Consider the following 22138-nt stretch of genomic DNA (forward strand, 5'->3'; position numbering starts at 1 on the left):
CCACTTCATATAGCAACGCTATAGGTGCTAGGGTAGCGGTTATGAGTTTCGATGACCAGCTTCCGCCTAAAATTCGGTTGCTTCGCGCAGCTGCCGAATTGCTGGCGAATTCGGAGGGGTCAGCGGTCTCAACGCGCCAGATCACCAAGCTTGCCGGGGTCACGGCGCCCACGCTTTACCACCACTTTGGTGACAAAGAAGGACTGTTCGACGCCGTAGTCTCAGCCGGCTTCGAAGAGTACGTGGCGGGAGAGCGGGATTTTGCGCCGTCCGGGGAGCCCTTGGAAGACGTCCGGCGGATGTGGGACAACCACGTCCAGTTCGGTCTGAGCCAACCCCATCTCTATCTGGTCATGTTCGGCAACATCAGGCCGGAAAGCCGCCCGGCAATCGTGGCCGATGCCGAAGCGCTTCTGGAAGAAATGTTGAACAAGGCCGCCATCGCCGGTCAGATCAACGTGCCTCCCCGCGAAGCGGCACGCAGCATCCTGGCAGCCAATGTGGGCGTCACGCTCATGTTGATCGCTGAACCGGTGGAGGAACGGAACCTCGAGCTCTCAACGATGACCCGGGATTCCATGATTTTTGCCGTCTCCACGGACACCGCCCGTGGCGCCGCAGCAGAGGATTCCGGTAAGTCCTCGGTAGTTGTTGCAGCAATCGCCTTGAATGCGGCACTGCAGGCCTCGCATTCGGACCAACTTTCCAGCTCTGAACTGAAGCTCTTCCTGGAATGGCTTCACCGCATTTCCAGCAGCTCCTAGCTGCACTCTCTCGATCTATATCGACTGACCCCGCGCCGCCGCGGGACACACGTTAGGAATTCACATGGCAACAGAGACCGTTGCGAAACCCCGCACCAGCGCCCGCGTTGGTGTCCAGAAGTTCGGAACATTCCTGTCCGGCATGATCATGCCCAACATTGGCGCCTTCATCGCCTGGGGCCTCATCACTGCCCTGTTCATCAAAGTGGGCTGGATTCCCGTTCCGGAACTGGGTGGTTTCGGCACTAATGACAAGGGCGCTCCCAATGTGGGCATCGTTGGCCCCATGGTCACGTACCTTCTTCCGATCCTCATCGCTTACACGGGTGGCCGGATGGTTTACGACGTCCGTGGTGGCGTCGTTGGCGCCATAGCCACCATGGGCGTCATTGCAGGCACGGACTCACCTATGTTTATAGGTGCCATGATCATGGGCCCGCTGGGCGGCTGGACCATGAAGCAGCTCGACCGCCTGTGGGACGGCAAGATCCGTCCGGGCTTCGAGATGCTGGTAAACAACTTTTCGGCCGGTATCTGGGGCGCAGCGTTGGCGTTGGGTGGCTTCTACGGCCTCTCCTGGGTCGTCAAGCGTTTCACCGAAGGCGCTGGAACTGTTGTCGAGTTCCTGGTCAACAACGGCCTGCTTCCCCTAACCAGCATCTTCATCGAGCCTGCCAAGGTCCTCTTCCTCAACAACGCCATCAACCACGGCGTGCTGACTCCGCTGGGTATCCAGCAGTCGCTTGACCACGGCAAGTCCATCCTTTTCCTCCTCGAAGCCAACCCCGGCCCCGGCCTGGGCATCCTGCTGGCGTACATGTTCTTCGGTCGTGGTGCCGCACGCGCATCCGCTCCGGGTGCTGCCATCATCCAGTTCTTCGGCGGCATCCACGAGATCTACTTCCCGTACGTTTTGATGAAGCCCATCCTCATCCTCGCTGCGATCGGCGGCGGCATGACGGGCATTGCTACCTTGGCCATCACCAACTCCGGCCTGGTCGCCCCGGCGGCTCCCGGCTCCATCATTGCTGTGCTGGCGCAGACCTCCCGCGACAGCTACATCGGTGTCATCCTGTCCGTCGTCCTGGCTGCCACAGTGTCGTTCCTGATCGCTTCGCTGATCCTGCGGACGTCCAAGAACAAAGGCGAGGACGACCTTACGGAAGCTACCTCCCGCATGGAGGCCATGAAGGGCAAGAAGAGCTCTGTCTCTTCTGCACTGACAGGCGATGCGGCCGCCAGCCGCGGCGAAGGTACCGTCCTCACCCGTCCGGTCCAGAACATCGTGTTCGCCTGCGACGCCGGCATGGGCTCGAGCGCCATGGGTGCCTCGGTTTTGCGCAACAAGATCAAGGCGGCCGGTTTCCCGGACGTCAAGGTCACCAACTCGGCCATCGCCAACTTGAGCGACAGCTATGACGTTGTTGTGACGCACGAGGACCTCACCGAACGCGCCCAGCCGAAGACCTCCAGCGCGGTTCACTACTCCGTGGACAACTTCATGAACAGCCCCAAGTACGACGAAATCGTTGACTTGGTCCGCTCCAGCAACAGCGAAGCTGCTCCGGCAGAGGCTGGGACTGCCGCAGCAACCCCCGCCCACGGTGCCCATGCCGCCGAGCCGGCTGCCGCCGTCGAAGGTAAAGCTGTCCTGTTGCGCGACAGTGTGATCCTGAACGGCAAGGCAACGGACCGTGACGCCGCGATCGACGAAGCCGGGCAACTGCTGCTGGATCGCGGTGCCGTGGACATGAGCTACGTCCATGCCATGCACGAACGCGAGGAATCCGTGTCCACGTACATGGGCAGCTTCCTGGCAATCCCGCACGGCACGAACGCTGCCAAGGAGCACATCAACCACTCGGCCGTGTCCATCATCCGGTACCCGGAGGGCATCGACTGGGGCGGCAAGCAAGTGAAGTTCGTAGTCGGCGTGGCCGGCATCAACAACGAACACCTCCACATCCTGTCCTCGATCGCCAAGATCTTCACCAACAAGGCCCAGGTTGCCCAGTTGGAGGAAGCAACAACGGTTGATGAAGTCCTGGAGCTGTTCGGAAAGGTCAACGCATAGTGAAGGCAGTCCATTTTGGGGCGGGCAACATCGGGCGTGGCTTCGTGGGGCTGCTGCTGCACGAAGCCGGTTATGAGGTGGTGTTCGCGGATGTAGCGGATGCCCTGATCAGCCAGCTCGCGGAAGCCAGCAGCTACGACGTCCACGAGGTTGGCGAGAATCCTGCGGTCAAGACCGTGGAAGGGTTCCGCGCCTTGAACTCGGCTACGCAGGAGGCCGCCGTCGTGGAGGAAATTTCGACGGCGGATGTGGTCACCACGGCTGTGGGACCCCACATCCTGAAGTTCGTGGCGCCGGTAATCGCCCGAGGGTTGGCCGCACGGCCCGCGGAGCTCCCGCCGCTGCAGATCATGGCCTGCGAAAACGCCATCAACGCCACGGACCTTCTGCACACGGAGATCCGGGCGGCGTGGGACGACTCAGCCGGTGACCTGGACGCCGTCGCGGTCTTCGCCAACACCGCGGTTGACCGCATTGTCCCCAACCAGGCGCCGGGGCAGGGCCTCGACGTCACCGTGGAGACCTTCTTCGAATGGGTCATCGACCGCACACCCTTCAAGGGCAACGCGCCGGTGATCCCGGGTGCCACGTTCGTGGACGAGCTGGGGCCCTACATTGAACGCAAGCTGTTTACTGTGAACACAGGCCACGCTTCGGCAGCCTACTTCGGGTACGCAGCCGGCCTGGAGAAGATCTCCGATGCCATGGCTGATCCTGCCGTGGCAGCGAAGGTCCGGGCCGTGCTGGAGGAGACCAAGGAACTCCTGGTGGCCAAGCACGGTTTCGTGGAAGCTGAACAGGAAGCGTACGTGCAGAAGATCCTGTCCCGCTTCACCAACCCGCACCTGCCGGACACTGTGGTGCGCGTGGGCCGTGCGCCGCTGCGGAAACTCGGCAGGCACGAGCGTTTCGTGGGCCCGGCGGCAGAACTGGCCGAGCGTGGCGTCACCCCCGTGGCACTGCTCGAGGCAATGTCCGCTGCCCTGCGTTTCGACGACGGCGCGGACGACGAAGCCGTGGAGCTCGCCAAGCTGCTGTCCGAACTGGACGCGGCCGCCGTCGTCGAACGTGTCACGGAACTGACGCCGACGCACCCGCTGTTCCCCGCAGTGCAGAAACTGGTCGAGGACCGGCAAGCCGAAGGTTAGGCGGTATCCCATGCCGTGCTGCCACTACTCGGAAAGACCCGCGATGAGCTCCAGAAGCCCGCTGGCATTTTCGGGCAGGGGTTGGTAGCTGATCTCGGCGGCCTCAAAGTCTCCTTGGAGGAGATTCATGATGGCAGCACGGCAGGAGAACGCGCGAAGGTACCCATCATGGGTGCGGGCCGTGAGGATCAAGACGGCGCTTCGATCGTAGGCGACCGTTGCACCGCTGCCTTTGAATGCTTCCTGGCAGGCCTCTCCAAGCTGTGCCAGGAAGGCATACATCCTGGCGGCGCCGGTGGGGAGGGCCGGAAGCTTGATCTTGACGATGAGAAGGCGCGAGGGATCCTCGATTCCGGACTCATAGGCGTCGTGAAGTACCCGACTGAAGTGGGCTGCCGTACTGAGACCCGTAAGCGCGTCCGTACATGACTCAGGGGTGCTCCTTTCTGATCCCGACACCCAGCCCTCCGCCAGGCTTTGGATGACATCCGCCGATGGACGCCCCCAAGTCGCTTCGTAAAAATTGAGCAGATCCTGGATTGTTTCCGTGATGCCCGCACCTTGAAACGACCTGGCGTACCCCAAACTTCTGGCCGGCTCACGCAGGCTGACCTTCCTGACAGCAGCGAAGGCGAAATCCCGGGCCTCGGGGATGTCCCAATCTTCTGCATACCGCCAACCGGAATGCAGACTGCTGTCCATCCATCGGCTCAAAAGTGCCACGGGATCCGAGGGGTGTGGGCGACGCAACAACATGCTGAGTAGGTTCACGTAGTAGTAGTGCAACCCCAAGCTTTTCCTGACGTGAAGACCCGTCTCCAGGGCGGTCCGTCATTATTTCGTCCCACGTGCACTAATGGATGTGAAGGATGAAACACAGGAAATCGGGTTGTCGGCGTCGGCAACGGCGGCCACGGATGAGGGGCTCGAGCACAGCGACGCCTACCTCATTGGCCGCGTTCGGGCCGGGGAAACCGAGTACTATTCCGAACTCTACCGGCGCCACGTCCTGTCTGTCACGAAGGTGGCGCAGCGTCATGTGGATAACGCAAGTGATGCCGAGGACATGGTTGCCGAGGCCTTCGCCTCCACCCTGGAACATCTGAGCAAGGGGAGGGGGCCGGACAAATTCTTCCGTGCCTACATCCTCTCGGTAGTGACCCGGCAATCCCATCGACGCAACCAAAAGGCCTCCAAGGTGCTGGCCACGGACAATGATTGGTTGTTGGACCAGAGCGTTGAAGACGACAATCCGATGGAAAGAACCTTTGAGACGGACATGGTTGCGGAGTCCTTCGCGACCCTCCCTGAGCGCTGGCAGGCAGTGCTCTGGTATTCGGAAGTCGAAAGGATGAAACCGGCCCAGGTGGGGCCTCTTCTTGGCCTCTCACCCAACGCCGTCTCCGCCTTGCTGATCCGGGCGAAAGAAGGATTGCGGCGTTCCTACCTGGACGCCCACCATCAGGCCACCGGTACAGACAAGTGTGCAAGCTATGCGGCAACAGCGGCAGCTCTTAGCAAGAAGGGAATGGGGCGGAAGCAGCGGAACGAACTTGCCGAACATGCCCGGGAATGTGTGAAGTGCACGGCGCTCCTCCTTCACCTGACTGATGTCCACTCAGGCTTTGGAAGAGCCTTTGTCCCCGCGATCGCCGGCTTCCCGGTGGGTCAACTGCATGCAGCAGGGCTTGCGGGAAAGATCAGGAGCCTTTTCCCGGGTGCGGATGCGGCTGCTGTTGCACGGACCATAGTTGGCCTGGTGGTCGGAGCCGTGGTCTTGATGGGTCTGGTGTTCATGCAACCTCAGCCGAACAGGCCCGAGACGCAAGGGCTGCCTCCGGCGGCCAACACGGGCAGCAACGCCCCGCCGTCGCCTGCCCAGCCGGCACCAACCCAACCAGCGCAGGTCCCGGACCGGTCCTCCGTGAAATCCCTCCTACCCGCCCCTGCCATTGCCCCGGCACTGCCGCCGGCAGCAGAGCCCGCGCCGGCAAAGCCACCGATTGCGGAGCCGCCATCACCGGTCGCACCCGCGCAGCTGCCACCGGCAAAGCCCGGTGAAGCCACCCCTTCTACCAACATGGTGCTCCCAAGCAGCGGCGTCGTGTCCACTGATCCGGCCGCCAGCACGATGCAAATCTACGTTGATTTCCTGGTGGTCGGGGACATCGGCCTTTCGGACGCGACAGTGACTTTTGCCGTGGACAAGGGGGTGAGGTTCCCTTCGGCTCCCAAGACACCGCCAGGATGGCTTTGCCCCGACTTCTCACCAATGGCCGCGACAATAACGTGCACGACGCGGGCGGCCAACAGGGAGGACCTGTCATTCGCCTTGTCGTTGGACACTGCGGGATCGTCCCCACCTGCCCAGCTCACTTACCACCTCACCGGGCAGGGCCTGACGCCTGCCAACGGAGCGCGTCAGCTCCCTGCCTAAGCACCTGGCGGCAGGACCGTCATGATTTTGGTTGCCGCGTACTACTGAGGGTTGGAGAGCTCCAAAGCTCATCCTCCTAACTTCCTTGAATCTCCCGGACGCGTGAACATTCGCGAGGCGACGGGGACCCCGACACAAACATAGGAGCTTTACATGATTGCTTTACGGTCACGGGGCAGTTCCAGCCCCCGAAGGCGGGAAAGAGGTGCAGGCATACGTGTCGTTCGGCTGTTGGCGGTCCTGCTCGCTGCAGTGATGGCCGCCGGAGCATCATTTCTCGGCGGTTCCCCGGCCATGGCGGCATCCGGAGACTTCACGCTCACCTTGTCGGCTCCCGCAACAGTTCCCCTGGGCCAGAACTACAACTACACCGCCACCTTGGATTTTAACGGTGTCGATTCATCGCACCCGGCAAGCGGCGTAGTGCTCACAACGACGCTTCCGCAGGGTACAACCTTTGCCGGTGTCTCCACTCTGGAATCTTCACCCGTTCTCGGCTACACGTACGATGCCGCCACCCGGGTACTCACCCTGAACCTGAAAGACACAACGCAGGACCTGCTCAGCGTCGTGTACACAGTTGCCCAGATGGACAGGGAACTGAAGTATGAGGGCTTCCCCCTTGATGCCGTCATCAGTGGCTCAGGTGGACCGGGCGGGGCCGTAACCTCCGCTCCTGCTCACACCTCCGTGACCGGTACCAATGATTTCCGCGCATCGAAATCGTTCTACGTCATTACCGGTGGCACCAACCGCGTGGTGACCTACAAGTTCAACATGTGTTCCGGACAGCCGGGGTCGGATTTTGCGGCCTACACCCAGAAGCTGACTGATGTCCTTCCCGTCGGGGCCAAGCTCCTTTCGTCTTCTACAGAGTTGGGTACCTGGGACACCAGCGCTTGGCCAACGGCGACGTGGACCAACGACACCCGGTACGACCCTTCCACTTACTGCGTGGATCGAGCGGGCTCCAGTATCTGGCTTACGGTCGAGTACCCATCGAGCGTTGCAGGTTGGGAGGACGGCCAGCGGCCTCCGATCAACGAGGTCAACCTCGAAACCACCGACGCCAACGGTGTAGCCCATGCGGGCAAACCGGCGTCCGTGCAAGGTCCTGCCTTTGTGCCGGTGGGAGGTGTTTCTGCCGTCATCGAGAAATCTTCAGCGGGACCCTACTCTGCTGGCTACATCTACAGAAATACCTACGTTAACGCCTCGTACTTGGGCCAAGGGACGGATCCGGCGGCCGACTTCCTTGCCGTGACTGACACGGGGGCCACCGGCTCAGCCTCGGAAGACTGGTTCCAGCACAACAACGTGGCCTATTTGAATGCAGTGTTTAATTCAAAATTGGCTGGCGACAATCTGCCGTACACGCTGGAGTACCAGACCAACTCCTCAGCGAACTGGCAGACTTTCACGCCCCAGAATGCCACCACTGGCACTGATCTCTACCTCTTGGTGCAATCGGAAGGCTCCACCAGGTACTCAGGCATCCAGACCAACAACGTCCTGGAGCTGCCCCAGGGTTCAGTACTGACAGGTTGGCGGATTTCCGTCGCACCCGGAGCCGAAACAGTCTCTGTTGGCTCCGAGGTCCGCGTAACCGTCGGAAGCCAGTCCGTTTTCCGTGACATCAAGGACGGCGTCTTCCCCACGAGTGCTGTGGCGGGGACGTCACCTGGTCCGGTCTCCAACACGGCAACACTTGATGTAGGGACCATCCAGGCCGAGGCAACAGACGTCAAGACGCCGGTGGATTCGGTCTATTTGAACACCAACGTCGCTGGTCCGAGTGTCCTCAGTGTTGGTGACTCGGGAACCTACAGGGCCGGGATAACGAACCAGAACCCCTCCGAGACCTACAAAGACGCCAAAATGTCGGTAGTCCTTCCGTGCGGGATCGCCTATGACCCGACGAAGGCAATTACGCCTATCGCGCCATCGGTTGCCGGAGTGGATCCGACCCCGGCCATCGGTAGCGGCGTGACTGTCGATTCAACGCAGCGGGTAAAAGACGCAAACGGTTGTGAACAGCAGGTGATCACCTTTACGTTCACCCAGATCACCCCCATGCGCGTGCCTGGCGAGGCTTCGGACCGTTACGTCGAAGGGACGGGCTGGCAGTACGACATTCCCGTCAAGGCACTCGCCCAGGCCTACGATCCCAACGCTTCAACGGTGCCTGTGGAATCCTTCGCCTACACCGGTGACCCCCGCTTCATCAGCGTGGCGGACGGCGGAACCGGGGCGAGCACTGTACCCATGATCGGTTACGGTCCCTTCTTCAGCGACGACGTTTACAACTTCGACGCTGCACGTCCTTCAATTGCCAAAGCCCGCACGCTGACAACAATCAACACTGCCGGCGGCTTGCTGATTGGTAAGCTCTCCAGCGCCACGGCAACGGGCCCATGGGCTTTGGACACCACCGTTGACAAGGCTGCGTTCTGGCAGGTTTATGTCAGTAACGTCCTGCCCAATGCGGTGGGCGGTATCACCCTGTTTGATCGTTTGCCGGCAACAGCAACAGGTGACGATTTCGACGTCGTGCTTTCCGGCGCCGTTACCGGTGCACCTGCGGGGGCAACGATCGAATACTCAACCGATGCCACGGATGCCACTACCGGCACCTGGACCACCAACCCGGCCAACGCAACGGCGTTCCGGGTGGTTCTCGCGGCTTTGAATTCCGGGGACGACTTCACCCTGGTTGTTCCTACGACCGTGGCGGGCGCTCCCGGGTACGGTCAAAAGGCCACCAACGTTGTATCTGCAACGGGTACCTACAACGGTGCATCCGTGCAGTTCGCATCCAACGAAGCGGCTGTCAATGTCTCCGGCAAACCGGCCCTGGGAATCGTGAAGAAGACCAACGGCAAGGTCTACACAGCTGCGCCTGGCGCAATCGTGACCAACGGCTCCGATGTGACGTGGACCTATGAGGTAACCAACACCGGAGACACCCCGTTGGCAGACGTTGCTGTTTCTGACGCCTTCACGGCGGGGGATGGGAGTGCCGGGACGTTGACTCCGACGTCCGGTGACACAGGTCCACTTGCTCCGGGGGATACCCGGACTTTCACTGCCAGCGGCAAGGCCATAGCTGGCGAATACCACAACACCGCTACGGCCACAGGAACTGCCACCGACAAGGACGGCGTCCCGTTGGCCCAGCAGCCCGCTCCCGCAACGGCTGACTCGTGGTACCTCACCGGCGAAGCGGCAGTGTCTGTTGTGAAGACCACCAACGGCCAGAACGTTGATGCAGCTCCGGGTCCGCAACTGGTACCGGGCAGTGACGTGAAGTGGACGTACACGGTGACCAACACCGGCAACCTCGCTCTGAAGGATGTGCTGGTTGTTGATAAGGATGCCGCTGGCAACACGGTGTTCTCTGACACGGTTCCTTCCCTGGAACCGGGAGCCTCTGTCGAGTTGTCCGCTCAGGGCAAGGCTATTGAGGGGCAGTACAAGAACACTGTGACGGCCTCTGCGAAGGATCCAAATGGTGGTTCTGATGTGAGTGCTTCGGATGACTCGTACTACTTCGGTGCTGTCGGCGGGGTGTCTGTTGTGAAGACCACCAATGGTGAGAACGTTGATGCTGCTCCGGGTCCGCAACTGGTACCGGGCAGTGACGTGAAGTGGACGTACACAGTGTCCAACACCGGGAACGTGGCACTGAAGAATGTCCTGGTTGTTGATAAGGACGCCGCTGGCAGCACGGTCTTCTCTGACACAGTTGCGTCGTTGGAGCCAGGTGCCTCTGTTGAGTTGTCCGCGGCAGGTAAAGCCGTTGAAGGGCAGTACAAGAACACTGTGACGGCGTCCGCCAAGGATCCAAATGGTGGCGCTGACCTCAGCGATTCGGATGACTCGTACTACTTCGGTGCCAGCCCTGGACTGAAGCTGACCAAGCTCGTTTCCAGCGGGGAGAACGGCCCGTGGACCAAGAAAGTGACGGTCAACGCCGGAGCAACCGCCTACTGGCAGCTGAGCGTGACAAACACCGGCAACACCACCCTCACCGACGTTCGCTTCGATGACCCCGCCCTTGGGGACGTCGAGCCCGTTGCCAGCCTTGCTCCCGGTGAGACGGTGACGAGGGTCGTGGCGCAGGCGAACGTAACGAAGTCGTACGTCAACGTGGCTGTGGCTTCCGCTGAGGGTATCGACGGCGACAGGCCTGGCGGAAGCGACTCCGCCGAGTTGGTGATCCAGCCGGCCCCCGTGACGCCTCCTGCTGATGGGGAACACTTGGCCTTCACCGGATCAGCTGGCGTTGTTGCCTCGCTCGTGGGTGCAGTGCTGCTTCTGGCGGCCGGCGGTCTGGCACTGGTTGCCAGCCGACGACGCAAGAGGGCCTAAACCAGGCGCGTTGCTGTGAAAGCGCGACGTCGTCACCCAGCCGGGTGGCGACGTCGCGCCTTTTTTGCGTGCGAAAGGTCAGCGCGCTGCCGCCGTTTCCGCTTCCGACATCGCCTTCCACTCGGCCACGCGGGCCTGGTGGAGCGGGGACTTGCGCACCACGGCGTAGGCGACGCCGAGGATCGCGAACCAGATGGGGGTCACGAGCAACGCCGTGAGGGTGTCGGGCTGGGTGGTGAGCGCCCAGACGAGGAACGCGAAGAAGGCGAACACCACCCACACCATCGGGATGCCGCCGGGCATCTTGAAGGGCGATGCCGCGTGCTGCTCAGGGCGACGCTTGCGGTACACGAGGTAGCTGGCCAGGATGATGGACCACACGAACATGAAGCAGACGGCGGAAACTGTGGTCACCATGTCGAACGCGACGCCAACGTCCTTGCCCGCATAGAGAAGCGCGACGCCGGCCAGCAACAGGACGCAGGAAAGGAACAGTGCGTTCTGGGGTACTTTGCGGCTGGAGAGCCGGCCGAAGAGTTTGGGCGCGTCGCCGTCGTTGGCCAGACCGTAGACCATGCGGGACGTGGAGTAGATGCCGGAGTTCGCCGAGGACATGGCGGACGTGAGGACCACGAGGTTGACTACCGTGGCCGCCATGCCAAGGCCAGCCAGGGAGAACATGGCGATGAACGGGCTTTGGCCTGCCTTGAACTCAGTCCAGGGAGTGACAGACATGAGGATGATGAGGGCGCCTACATAGAAGAGCATCACGCGCAGGGGAATCGCGTTGATGGCCCGGGGCAGGTTGTGCTCGGGGTTTTTGGTTTCAGCGGCTGCCGTACCCACCAGTTCGATGCCGACAAATGCGAAGACGGCGATCTGGAAACCGGCCACGAAGCCCATGAACTCCTTGGGGAAGAAGCCGCCGTGGCTCCAAAGGTTGGTGAAGCTGGCCGTGCCTGCGTTGGACTGGAATCCCGTGAAGATCATGACCAGGCCGACGACGATCAGCGCCACGATCGCCACGATCTTGATGAGCGCGAACCAGAATTCGGTCTCGCCGAATGCCTTCACGGTGGGCAGGTTCAGCAGGAGCAGGATGATGATGGTGGCCAGGCCCGGGATCCACAGCTGGATTCCCGGCCAGAGTTCGTTGGCATAGCCTGCGATGGCGATGACGTCCGCTACGCCTGTGACCACCCAGCAGAACCAGTAGGTCCAGCCGGTGAAGAAGCCGGCCCACGGGCCCAGGAGGTCGCCCGCGAAGTCGCTGAAGGACTTGTAGTTCAGGTTGGACAGCAGGAGCTGCCCCATGGCACGCATGACGAAGAAGAGCATGAAGCCGATGATCATGTACACAAAGATCACGGAGGGGCCCGCGACGGAAATGGTTTTGCCGGAGCCCATGAACAGGCCCGTTCCGATGGCGCCGCCGATGGCCAGGAGTTGGATGTGGCGGTTGCTTAGCGAGCGTGCCAGGTGCGGCTCGCTGTCCCTGCTGGAGGCGCGGAGCCGTCCCTGTGTTGTCTGGTCGGACATTAGTGTTCAAGAACCCTTCGGAAGAACCGTCAAAAAGGTGACGGCCGTTACAGATCTGGTTCGATAAAGCTATAGCTAATGTCTGACAAATGGCCAGTCGGCCTGCATGGCGAAAGCTCCCTGACCCGCGCAAGGAGGTCGACGCAGTGAACCGTCAAGCCGTTGTTGTTTACAAACCTGTCAATTTGAGTTCCATCAGCTCGATAGAATGCGCAGGTGGCTACTTCAAATAGATCGCCGATGACCCGCCAGGACCGCAGGCAGAAAGTGCTCGCGCTGGCATTCTGTGTGTCGATGGTGGGCCTATTGGCTTCGGTCTTCCTGACCGGTGGTAACCCGCTTTTCCCTGGGATGTCCAGTCCACTGCTGGTGCTCTTCTTTTTCCTGGCCGCAGCGGCCAGCGTCATCGGGCTGGCCGTTATCAGGTTGCGGTGAACGGTGAAGGAAACCTCAGGCAGGGGATAAGCGACCTGCATGGCGAAAGCTCCCTTGTGGAAAAGGGAGCTTAGGCCGGTGTGCGCTTAGGCAATCTTCCGCCGGTATGCGGCCATGGCGAAGGCGTAGGCGAGAGCCAGGATGCCAAGGCACCAAGCGAGGGCAACCCAGAGGTCGCTGCCCACAGGCTCTTGCGCGAACAGGGCCCGAATGGAGTTCACGATCGAGGTCACTGGCTGGTTTTCGGCGAACCAGGCCACCGGGCCCGGCATCGTCGCGGTGGGCACGAACGCTGAACTGATGAACGGCAGGAAGATCAACGGGTAGCTGAACGCGCTGGCGCCGTCGACCGTTTTCGCCGAGAGCCCGGCGATCACGGCCAACCAGGTCAGGGCGAGCGTGAACAGGACCAGGATGCCGGCGATTGCTAGCCAGGCGCCTACGGATGCTCCGGTACGGAACCCCATAAGGAGGGCCACTCCGACGACGATCGCGACCGAGACGAGGTTGGCCACCAGTGAGGTGAGCACGTGCGCCCAGAGAACCGAAGACCGCGCGATCGGCATGGACTGGAAGCGCTCGAAGATGCCGCCCTGCATGTCGAGGAACAAGCGGTAGGCGGTGTAGGCGATGCCGGAGGCAATGGTGATCAGCAGGATGCCGGGGAGCATGTAGTTGATGTACGACTCGTCGGATCCGGTATTGATCGCGCCGCCAAGCACGTACACGAACAGCAGCATCAGTGCGATCGGCGTGACCGCGGTGGTGATGATTGTGTCGGGGCTGCGCAGGATGTGGCGAAGCGAGCGGCCGGTGAGGACGCGGGTATCGCTGATGACGTGAGTGCTCATCGGGATGACTCCTGTTCTTTCTGCTCTTCAGCGCTCTCGCCGACGAGCGCCAGGAAGACGTCTTCGAGTGAGGGCTGCTTTTCGACGTACTCGATCTCGGCCGGCGGCAGCAGCCGCTTGAGCTCGTCGAGCGTGCCGTTCTGGATGATCGTGCCCTTGTGCAGGATCGCGATGCGGTCGGCCAGGTGCTCGGCCTCGTCGAGGTATTGGGTGGTGAGCAGCACTGTTGTGCCGTTCCGGGCGAGATCCTTGACGGTCTGCCACACCTCGACGCGCGCCTGCGGATCCAGCCCGGTTGTGGGTTCATCCAGGAAGATCACCTTCGGGTCGCCAATCAGGCTCATGGCAATGTCCAGGCGACGCCTCATGCCGCCGGAGTACGTCGCTACTTTCCGCGGCCCGGCGTCGGTCAGGCTGAATTGCGCCAGCAAGTCGTCCGCGATCCCGGCCGGGTTCTTCAGGTGGCGGAGTTTCGCAACCAGGATGAGGTTCTCCTTGCCGCTGAGGACCTCATCCACCGCGGCGAACTGCCCGGTGAGGCTGATGGACTGCCTCACCTGGAGCGACTCGCCGTTTACGTCAAAACCGTCGACGGCGGCCTGCCCGCCGTCCGCTTTGAGCAGCGTGGACAGGATCTTCACCATGGTGGTCTTGCCTGCTCCGTTCGATCCGAGGAGGGCGAAGATACTGCCCGGCGCTACCTCGAAATCAACGCCGCGGAGTACGTGGAGATCCTTGTAGGACTTTTCAATGCCTTTTACCTGGATTGCCGCAGTAGTCATGATTCGGCTTCTTTCGCTTTGTCGATCGCCTTGTTGAGGCGCTCGCGTTCCTTGTCGATCCAGCGCTTGCCCCCATAGGCCTGCGCGAAGGTCTCGGCGAACTCGATGGGATCGTCGCCGACCATTTCGCTCACGGAAGTTCCATCCACTGCGGCCCGTTCCCAGAGGTCGGCCAGGTCGGTGAACATCTGGACCATGGTGTCGCCCTCGGTAACGCCGCCGTAGTACATCAGGTAGCGGTTGAAGGCGGTGGCCACGCTGAGGTAGGGCTCAGGCAAGGCATCCATACGGGCTTTGGCTTGCTTGTACTGCTTCTTCTGCTCGAGTGATCCGGTGACCAGTTCGATCCATTTTGCGGCCATGCTATTTTCCTTCCTTGTGGAGCTCTTCAATCCGTTCGGACAAGAAGCTCCATGTGTTCCAAAATTCGTTCAGTTCGTTTTTGCCCTGCTCGTTGAGTGTGTACACCTTGCGGGGCGGGCCTTTTTCGGACGGCCGTTTTTCAACGTCCACGAGGCCCTTTTGTTCGATCCTGACCAGCAACGCGTACACGGTGCCTTCAGCGATCTCGGTGAAACCCTGCTCCCGGAGCAGCGTGGTGATTTCGTATCCATACGCCGCCTTCCCGGTCAGGAGGGCAAGAACGATGCCCTCCAGTGTGCCTTTGAGCATCTCCGTCATTTGCTTGCCCATCGGACACCTCCCTCGCTACTCAGTATTACTAGCTACCACTACATAGTAGAACTAAGTACCGGTACTTAGCAACACTGAGTTCCAAGAAAAATGGCAAGCTGGGGTGGTGACTACGGAACCTGACGCAACCGCTTTGATGACTGCCGCCGTCGAGGGTGGAACCTTCAGCCTGCGGCGCGCCCGGAAGGGTGACCTACCGCAAATCCTCGGGTTGCTCGCCGATGACCAGCTGGGCGCCATTCGCGAAAGTGCCGACGACCCGGAGCCCTACGAGAAGGCTTTTGACGCGATCGACGCCGACCCGGCGCACCTTTTGGTGGTGGGCGAACTCAATGGTGACGTGGTGGCAACATTCCAGCTCAGCTACCTCCCGGGCCTGTCCCGCAAAGGGTCCTGGCGTGCTCAAGTCGAGGCCGTTCGGGTATCCGGGAAGCTGCGCGGGCAGGGTGTTGGGGCGCTCATGATCCAGTGGGCGATAGGGCGGGCCCGGGAGCGTGGCTGTTCGCTGGTGCAGCTCACGACGGACAAATCCCGGATTGCTGCGCACCGCTTCTACGAGCGGCTCGGGTTCGTCGCCAGCCACGAGGGCATGAAGCTGACGCTCTAACGCGCCCACCCAAGTAGGCAACAGCAAACGTCGCAATGAGTGCCCATTGGGACATGTGCTGTTACTTAGTTGGGCGGAGCTGGCACTTGACTATTAGGGTCCCTAACTATTAGGCTACCTAAATATGAACGGTACCTTCAGTCCCACTCTCATTGACCTCGCGCAGGAATTTCGCGAGGCCCTCCGGTTGGGGGTCTACATGTTCCGTCGTCTGGATCCGGAGGGCGAACTCACAGCCGCACAGTTGAGCCTGCTCTCGATGATCTCCCACTCCGGCCTTCGTGTTGGAGACATCGCCAAGAACCTGGGAATCAAGGTACCGAGTGCAACCGAGCAGATCATCAAGCTCGAGCGCGCCGGCCTGGTGACCCGTCAACCCGACCCGGACGATTCCCGCGCGGTACAGGTGGCCATCACCGAATCCGGGACCGCCGCCGTCGAATCTGCCAACCAACGGCGCAATGCCATGGTGGCCGAGTTGTTGCAGAACCTCAGCACTGAGGAAGTGGAGGCGCTGGCGGCGGCACTCCCTGTCATCAGCAAGATCAACAGCTCATTCCAGAACTAAGCAGAATTTACGCACCGACCCACAATCACGTATCAACAAGGAGCAATTGAATGTCACGCCAGTTGGCTGACGCTTCAGCAAGCGCCGAAACAACCGTCGAAAACACCCTCGAAGCCGAGAAAGCCTCGTTCCTCAAGCAGCCCAAGGCAGTGTGGGCAACAGCCCTCGCCGCAGTCTTTGCCTTCATGGGCATCGGGCTGGTGGATCCGATTCTTCCCGCTATCGCCAAAAACCTTCAAGCGTCCACCAGCGAAGTGTCGTTGCTGTTCACCAGCTACTTCCTGGTCACCGCGATAGCGATGTTGATCAGCGGCTTCGTATCCTCAAGGATCGGCGGGAAGAAGACGCTTCTCATCGGCTTGGCGATCATTGTGGTCTTCGCGTCGTTGTCCGGCCTTTCCGGCAGCGTCGAGCAGCTTGTCGGCTTCCGCGCAGGCTGGGGTCTCGGCAACGCGTTGTTCGTCGCGACTGCCTTGGCTGTGATTGTGGGGGTGGCCAGCGGCGGAACGGGCACCGCGATCATCCTCTACGAGGCAGCCCTCGGACTCGGCATCTCGCTCGGGCCGCTGCTGGGTGCCCTCCTCGGTGGGTGGCAGTGGCGTGCACCGTTCTTCGGTACGGCTGTCCTGATGGCCGTAGCGTTTATCGCCCTCCTGGCGTTGCTGCCCAAAACGCCAGCACCGGCGAAGAAGTCCCGCCTCCGGGATCCGCTCCTGGCTCTCGGGCACAAGGGCCTTCGCACCACGGCCGCCAGTGCCCTCTTCTATAACTACGGTTTCTTCACCATTCTTGCGTTCACGCCCTTCATTCTCGGCATGGATGCCTACGGCATCGGTGGAGTCTTCTTTGGCTGGGGTGTTGCGGTGGCTGTGTTCTCGGTCTTCGTTGCACCCGTGCTGCAGAAGCGCTTCGGCGCGGTAAAGGTCCTGACCGGTACCTTGGCCGTCCTCATGCTGGACCTGATTGGGCTGGGACTGGCAGCCGGGCACTCGGTGACTGCCGTCGTCGTACTTGTCATCGTGGCTGGTGCATTGCTGGGCATCAACAACACGGTCTACACGGAGTTGGCCATGGGTGTCTCTGATTCGCCGCGTCCGGTTGCTTCGGCTGGCTATAACTTTGTCCGCTGGATGGGCGGGGCGCTGGCTCCCTTTGCTGCTGCACAGCTCGGCGAGCACTTCGGGCCCCAGGTTCCGTTCTTTGCCGGTGCGGTGGCCATGGTGGTCGCCATCCTGATCGCTTTCGGCGGCCGGAAGTTCCTGTCGTCGCACGAACCGCACCTGGTGTAGCAGGCTGTAGAACCAAAAAAGCCCGGCGGATTTGTGATCCGCCGGGCTTTTTCGTTTTGCTAGTTGTTCTCGTCCGAGGTGACCGCAAGCGGCGCCACAGGAGCGCCCTTCGGAACGAACAGGGTTTCAGCCTGCTCCAGGGACATGCCGTTCGTCTCGGGAACCTTGAACATCACAAAGAAGAACGACGCCGCCGCGAACGCTGCGTACATGGCGTACGTCAGCGGCAGCGAACCTGCCGCCATGATGGGAAAGCTCAGCGTGATGGCAAAGTTCGCGATCCACTGCGCTGCGGCGGCCAAGCCCAAAGCACGTGCGCGGATGCGGGAGGGGAAGATCTCGCCCAACAGTACCCACACCAGCGGTCCCCACGAGGCGCCAAAGCTGATCGCGAACACGTTGGCCGCGACCAAGGCGATGGGCCCCCACGCGCCCGGAAGGGTGATCTCGGAACCCGAGCCAACGGCCGAAGAGAAGGCCAGTGCCATGACCCCAAGAGATACTGCCATGCCGATGGAGCCGGTAAGCAGGATGGGCCGGCGGCCGATTCGGTCCACCAGTGCGATGGCTACGAGGGTGACCAGAATGTTCGTGATGGACGTGGCAACGGAGATCGTCAAGGAGTCCTTCTCCTGGAATCCGACGGCCTTCCACAATGTGGTGGAGTAGTAGAAGATCACGTTGATGCCAACAAACTGCTGCAGCACGGACAGGATGATGCCGATCCACACTACGGGCAGGAGGCCGAACCTGTTGCCGCGCAGTGAGCCCTTCTTGGTGGAGAGCTTCTCTTGCTGGATGGATTCCCGGATTTCGCGGATGTGCCGGTCGATGTCGTCGCCCGGAATGAGCCGGTTGAAGATGGTGCGGGCTTGGTCTTCCTTGCCGTTGAGCACCAGGAAATGTGGTGATTCCGGTAGTCGGAAGGCGATCCAGCCATAGACGGCGGCAGGGACTGCGCAAGCGATGAACATCCAACGCCACGCCTCAATCCCCAGCCACAGCGTGCCGCCCGCACCACCGGCCGAGTTGGCCAGGACCGCGTCGGAGAGCAGCGCTGCAAAAATACCCGTGGTGATGGCCAGCTGCTGGAGCGAGGCCAAACGGCCGCGAACGTGCCGTGGGGAGATTTCCGAAATGTAGGCAGGGGCAATAACGGACGCCAAACCGATGCCCAATCCGCCCACCAGTCGCCAGAAGACGAGGTCCCATACGCTGAACGCCAAGCCGGTTCCAACTGCGCTCACCAGGAAGAGCAGTGCGCCGATTTTCATGGCGGGAATGCGGCCGTAGCGGTCGGCAACCTTGCCGGCCAAATAGGCGCCAACGGCACAGCCAAGCAACGCTACTGCAACGGCGAATCCGGTGAGTGCCTCGCTCATGGCGAATTCGCCAGCCATCGCATCCACTGCACCGTTGACCACGGACGAATCAAAGCCGAACAGGAAGCCACCTACTGCACCGGCGACGGCCAGGCCGATCACTTTCCGGGAAACGTGGGGTGCGCCGGCATCGGTGCTGGGACTGGACATGGGTCTCCCTCGGGAACGGTGTGTGGGATCGCAGTGCGTGACGTCGTCGGCTGTTCCGACGGGGACGCCGGTGCACTCGCGCTACACAGTGTGGCACGTCATATCGGCCAAGTTCCAGTCAAGTGATGGACGTGACATGCATTCACTTTCTTAACCCATGCGGCCCTGGGCACCCGCTGCGCGTTCCCTGAAAGGGGTCAATAGGGGGCTTGGGGCCTTCACGTCCCTCCTTTGAATCAACTTATTGAACACAAAGCACGACGGCGGCCCTTGGGTCAGTCGTCAAACCCAAGGGCCGCCGTCGGACGCTTCAGGGCCGCGGATGTGGCGCTAGGAGAGCTCCTTCAGGGCGTCCGTCAGCAAGGTCCCCGGCTGGCCGAGGCGGCTGTGAACGCCCCGCGAGGCGATCAATTCTCCGCCGATGACGACCTCGGTGACATCGCTGGCCGTTGCACTGAACGCCATCTGCAGCGGACGGGACCCGGCAGTGCGGACAGAGGCGGGATCGATGGCCATGAGATCGCAGACGCTGCCCACCTCAAGCGCGGGCTTGGCAACGGGGGTGGCCATGGATCGTGCAGCCCCGTGCGTTGCGGCCTGCAGTAATTCCTGCGGTGTGAACCTTCCGCGCTGGCCGCTGCCCAACCGCTCCCCGTGTTCAAGCGTGCGCATTTCGATCCATGGGTCGATCACGGCGTGCTGGTCAGTCCCGAGGGCGATCGTTGCTCCCGCGTCGGAAAGTTGCCGTGCCGGACCGATTCCATCCGCAAGGTCGGCCTCAGTGCTCGGGCACATCACCACTGTGGTGCCGGCTTGTCCGAGGGAAGCGATGTCTTCCTGCGTCAGGTGCGTGGAATGGACGGCTGAAAGCCTGCTGGACAGCAGCCCATTGCGGGCCAAAAGGCCGGCAGGGGTGGTGCCGTAAGCCTCGAGGCAGGCGTGGTTTTCTGCAGGTTGTTCGCTCAGGTGGATGTGGAGGGGAATGTCTGTGGGCAGCTGCGCGGCCACAACCTTCAGATCCTCTTCGGGCACCGCCCGGACAGAGTGCAGCGCTGCCCCCACGCTCACGCGATCTGCTGGAAAGTCCTTTGCGATGGCATTACGGAGTGAGTCAAGCCGGCGGAGCCAGGCGTGCACATCCGCGTCCCCGAACCGTGCTTGTTCCGGACTAAGCGGTGATCCTATGCCGCCGTTAAGGTACAGGGTGTCCAAGAGGGTGAGGCGGATGCCGGCGGACATCGCCGCCCGGGCAAGTGCCAGTTCCATGGCATGGGCTTCCGGGTAGGGGGCGCCGTCCTGCTGGTGGTGGACGTAGTGGAACTCTGCGACGCTGCTGAAGCCGGTGACAACCATTTCCGCGAAAACGGCCGTGGCAAGCTTCTCGTATTTCTCCGGAGTCAGCTCCGAGGCGCTCGTGTACATCTGCTCGCGCCAGACCCAGAAATCTCCGCGACCTTCGTGGGTCCGGCCACGAAGGACCCTGTGGAAGGCATGCGAGTGGGCGTTTGCAGCAGCGGGGAAGACGACGCCCTGCAGCTTTGTATCGCCGGCTTGCCGCTCGACATTGGCTGTGACACTGGTTATCCGGCCGTCCCGGGTTTCCAAGCGCACGCCGGACGCGGCCTCCGGCACTCCTGACCCGCTGAGGGACGCAATGATGGCGGTCTCGCACCAGAACGTGCTCACAACAGGCCCTCCAAAACGTCGGCAAGGGCAACGGCTCCGGATGAGGCGTCCTCGTCGGCAACGTATTCTTCAGGCGAATGCGAGATCCCGCTGGGGTTGCGGACAAAGAGCATGGCCGAGGGCACGTATCCGGCCAGGACGCCCGCATCGTGCCCCGCGCCTGTCGCCAGCACCGGCGCTTCGGGCAAAAGACCTGCGATTCGTCGGCTCAGCCCTGAATCAAAGTGGACGGTTCCGCTATACGACTCTTCGGTGAGCGTCGCGGTGCAGCCTTCACCGGCCGCGACTTCCTGCGCCGCGCCGTAGATCGCTTCGATAAGGCGCGCGGTCACTGCATCGTCCGGGTGGCGGGCGTCAAGCCACAGGTCCACTCGGGATGCGATCACGTTGGTGCCGCCCGGAACCGGCGTCAAGCGTCCCACGGTTGCCCGGGCATCCGGTTCTTTGGCTGCGGTGTCGCGCACGGCCAGGACAATCCGGGCAGCGGCCACCATGGGATCGGCGCGGTCCGCCATGAGCGTGGTGCCTGCGTGGTTTCCCTGGCCGCTGACGCTGATCTTCCATCGTCCGTGGCCCAAGATGGAACTTCCGACGGCGATGGCCGGGCCATCCTGGCCCAGTCCTTTGCCTTGCTCGACGTGCAGTTCAACGAAATCGCCGATGCGGGCCAACGCTCCGGGGTCTGCGCCGACGTGTTGGGGGTCCAGGCCATTGGACCGTGCGACGTCGGCGAACGTTTCGCCGTCGGCATCGCGCAGGTTCAGCGCCTTGTCGGCGTCGATGGCCCCTGTCAGGAGCCGGGAGCCCAGACATGCCACGCCGAAGCGGGACCCTTCTTCCTCGGGGAAAACGGTCACGGCCAGGGAGCGCCCTGGCTGAAGTCCGCGGCTTTTAAGATTGTCGACGGCGGCCAGCGCGGAGGCAACGCCGAGCGGTCCGTCGAATGCGCCTCCGCCAGGGACTGAGTCAAGGTGGCTCCCCGTGACAAGGGCGCCGTCCTGCGGTTCACCCCACCAGGCCCAGATGATGCCATTACGGTCTGTCTCGACGCCCAGGCCGCGATGAGCTGCCTGTTCCTTGAACCACTCACGAAGGTCGAGTTCCGGTGTTGAATAGACGGCCCTGGAGTAGCCTCCCCGCACACCATCCCGGCCTACGTCCTTGATCGAGTCAAGGAGCTGATTGACGGTTTCCACGTGTTCCTCCGATGTTGGTGACTGCCACCAAGTAAAAAGCAGATGCCACCACATGGCAAGGGTCTGGGGTTAGTTTGGCGGTATTTAACGGGCCGGAAACATCGGCGTCACACGGTAGTGATCCAGGACGACATATTTCCCGGAATCCCGGGAAATTTACGAAAAA

18 protein-coding genes are annotated in these 22138 nt (G+C 61.7%); 9 read left to right on the top strand and 9 right to left on the bottom strand.

Translation table 11 applies throughout. The features are described from left to right. The first annotated feature begins 41 nt into the window (after positions 1-41). The 3 genes from PJL15_RS13120 (at position 42) to PJL15_RS13130 (ending at position 3986) form a co-directional block, all read left to right on the top strand. Positions 42-764: a TetR/AcrR family transcriptional regulator gene (locus PJL15_RS13120; protein WP_017198635.1), complete on the top strand. Its 723-nt coding sequence runs from the start codon at positions 42-44 to the stop codon at positions 762-764. A 64-nt stretch (positions 765-828) separates the two neighbouring features. After that, positions 829-2838, top strand: coding sequence for a PTS mannitol transporter subunit IICBA (locus tag PJL15_RS13125; protein WP_281451580.1), 2010 nt, complete (start codon positions 829-831; stop codon positions 2836-2838). Next, the gene (locus PJL15_RS13130; RefSeq protein WP_281451581.1) at positions 2838-3986 is read left to right on the top strand and encodes a mannitol-1-phosphate 5-dehydrogenase; all 1149 of its coding nucleotides are present in this window, start codon (positions 2838-2840) and stop codon (positions 3984-3986) included. Before PJL15_RS13125 ends, PJL15_RS13130 begins: the two co-directional genes overlap by 1 nt. A gap of 24 nt (positions 3987-4010) precedes the next feature. Here PJL15_RS13130 and PJL15_RS13135 read toward each other — a convergent pair whose 3' ends face one another. Further along, positions 4011-4688 (bottom strand): hypothetical protein, encoded by a 678-nt coding sequence (locus PJL15_RS13135; RefSeq protein ID WP_281451582.1) that lies wholly within the window; start codon positions 4686-4688, stop codon positions 4011-4013. A 160-nt stretch (positions 4689-4848) separates the two neighbouring features. Between PJL15_RS13135 and PJL15_RS13140 the strand changes: the two genes are divergently transcribed. Beyond that, the gene (locus PJL15_RS13140) at positions 4849-6423 is read left to right on the top strand and encodes an RNA polymerase sigma factor (RefSeq protein WP_281451583.1); all 1575 of its coding nucleotides are present in this window, start codon (positions 4849-4851) and stop codon (positions 6421-6423) included. 153 nt (positions 6424-6576) lie between these two features. Further along, entirely contained in the window at positions 6577-10794 is a 4218-nt protein-coding gene (locus PJL15_RS13145) for a DUF7507 domain-containing protein (RefSeq protein WP_281451584.1), read from the top strand. A gap of 78 nt (positions 10795-10872) precedes the next feature. Here the strand turns inward: PJL15_RS13145 and cycA are convergent, their stop codons facing one another. Further along, positions 10873-12333 carry a D-serine/D-alanine/glycine transporter gene (gene cycA, locus PJL15_RS13150; protein ID WP_281451585.1) on the bottom strand — a complete coding sequence of 487 codons (1461 nt, stop codon included), beginning with the start codon at positions 12331-12333 and terminating at the stop codon, positions 10873-10875. A gap of 216 nt (positions 12334-12549) precedes the next feature. Here cycA and PJL15_RS13155 point away from each other — a divergent pair, with 216 nt between their 5' ends. After that, positions 12550-12768, top strand: a complete 219-nt coding sequence (locus tag PJL15_RS13155) for a hypothetical protein (protein ID WP_281451586.1) — start codon at positions 12550-12552, stop codon at positions 12766-12768. 86 nt (positions 12769-12854) lie between these two features. Here the strand turns inward: PJL15_RS13155 and PJL15_RS13160 are convergent, their stop codons facing one another. Genes PJL15_RS13160 through PJL15_RS13175 form a run of 4 tightly spaced genes read right to left on the bottom strand, consistent with a single transcriptional unit; the run spans position 12855 to position 15094 of the window. Continuing rightward, complete coding sequence (locus PJL15_RS13160; protein ID WP_281451587.1) at positions 12855-13619, bottom strand: ABC transporter permease; 765 nt, start codon at positions 13617-13619, stop codon at positions 12855-12857. Then, positions 13616-14401 (bottom strand): ABC transporter ATP-binding protein, encoded by a 786-nt coding sequence (locus tag PJL15_RS13165; protein ID WP_281451588.1) that lies wholly within the window; start codon positions 14399-14401, stop codon positions 13616-13618. Before PJL15_RS13165 ends, PJL15_RS13160 begins: the two co-directional genes overlap by 4 nt. Then, on the bottom strand, positions 14398-14763 hold the full coding sequence (locus PJL15_RS13170; protein ID WP_281451589.1) for a DUF1048 domain-containing protein: 366 nt from the start codon (positions 14761-14763) through the stop codon (positions 14398-14400). Before PJL15_RS13170 ends, PJL15_RS13165 begins: the two co-directional genes overlap by 4 nt. A 1-nt stretch (position 14764) precedes the next feature. Next, a complete protein-coding gene (locus PJL15_RS13175; RefSeq protein WP_281451590.1) occupies positions 14765-15094 on the bottom strand; it encodes a PadR family transcriptional regulator in 330 nt (109 codons plus the stop codon). Positions 15095-15230: 136 nt separating this feature from the next. On the opposite strand from PJL15_RS13175, the gene PJL15_RS13180 reads away from it, so the two are divergent. From PJL15_RS13180 to PJL15_RS13190, 3 genes are all read left to right on the top strand, one after another. Beyond that, positions 15231-15701, top strand: a complete 471-nt coding sequence (locus tag PJL15_RS13180; protein ID WP_281451667.1) for a GNAT family N-acetyltransferase — start codon at positions 15231-15233, stop codon at positions 15699-15701. 124 nt (positions 15702-15825) lie between these two features. Further along, complete coding sequence (locus PJL15_RS13185) at positions 15826-16269, top strand: MarR family winged helix-turn-helix transcriptional regulator (protein ID WP_281451591.1); 444 nt, start codon at positions 15826-15828, stop codon at positions 16267-16269. Positions 16270-16319: 50 nt separating this feature from the next. Next, positions 16320-17558 (top strand): MFS transporter, encoded by a 1239-nt coding sequence (locus PJL15_RS13190; protein ID WP_281451592.1) that lies wholly within the window; start codon positions 16320-16322, stop codon positions 17556-17558. A gap of 59 nt (positions 17559-17617) precedes the next feature. Here PJL15_RS13190 and PJL15_RS13195 read toward each other — a convergent pair whose 3' ends face one another. The 3 genes from PJL15_RS13195 to PJL15_RS13205 all read right to left on the bottom strand — a co-directional run bounded on the left by PJL15_RS13195 (position 17618) and on the right by PJL15_RS13205 (position 21972). Then, positions 17618-19090 carry a sugar porter family MFS transporter gene (locus PJL15_RS13195; protein WP_281451593.1) on the bottom strand — a complete coding sequence of 491 codons (1473 nt, stop codon included), beginning with the start codon at positions 19088-19090 and terminating at the stop codon, positions 17618-17620. Positions 19091-19420: 330 nt separating this feature from the next. After that, a complete protein-coding gene (locus tag PJL15_RS13200) occupies positions 19421-20776 on the bottom strand; it encodes a formimidoylglutamate deiminase (protein WP_281451594.1) in 1356 nt (451 codons plus the stop codon). Continuing rightward, the gene (locus tag PJL15_RS13205; RefSeq protein WP_281451595.1) at positions 20773-21972 is read right to left on the bottom strand and encodes an allantoate amidohydrolase; all 1200 of its coding nucleotides are present in this window, start codon (positions 21970-21972) and stop codon (positions 20773-20775) included. Before PJL15_RS13205 ends, PJL15_RS13200 begins: the two co-directional genes overlap by 4 nt. Positions 21973-22138 lie beyond the last annotated feature (166 nt).

The organism is Paenarthrobacter nitroguajacolicus (assembly GCF_029952445.1).
Lineage (GTDB): Bacteria > Actinomycetota > Actinomycetes > Actinomycetales > Micrococcaceae > Arthrobacter > Arthrobacter nitroguajacolicus_B.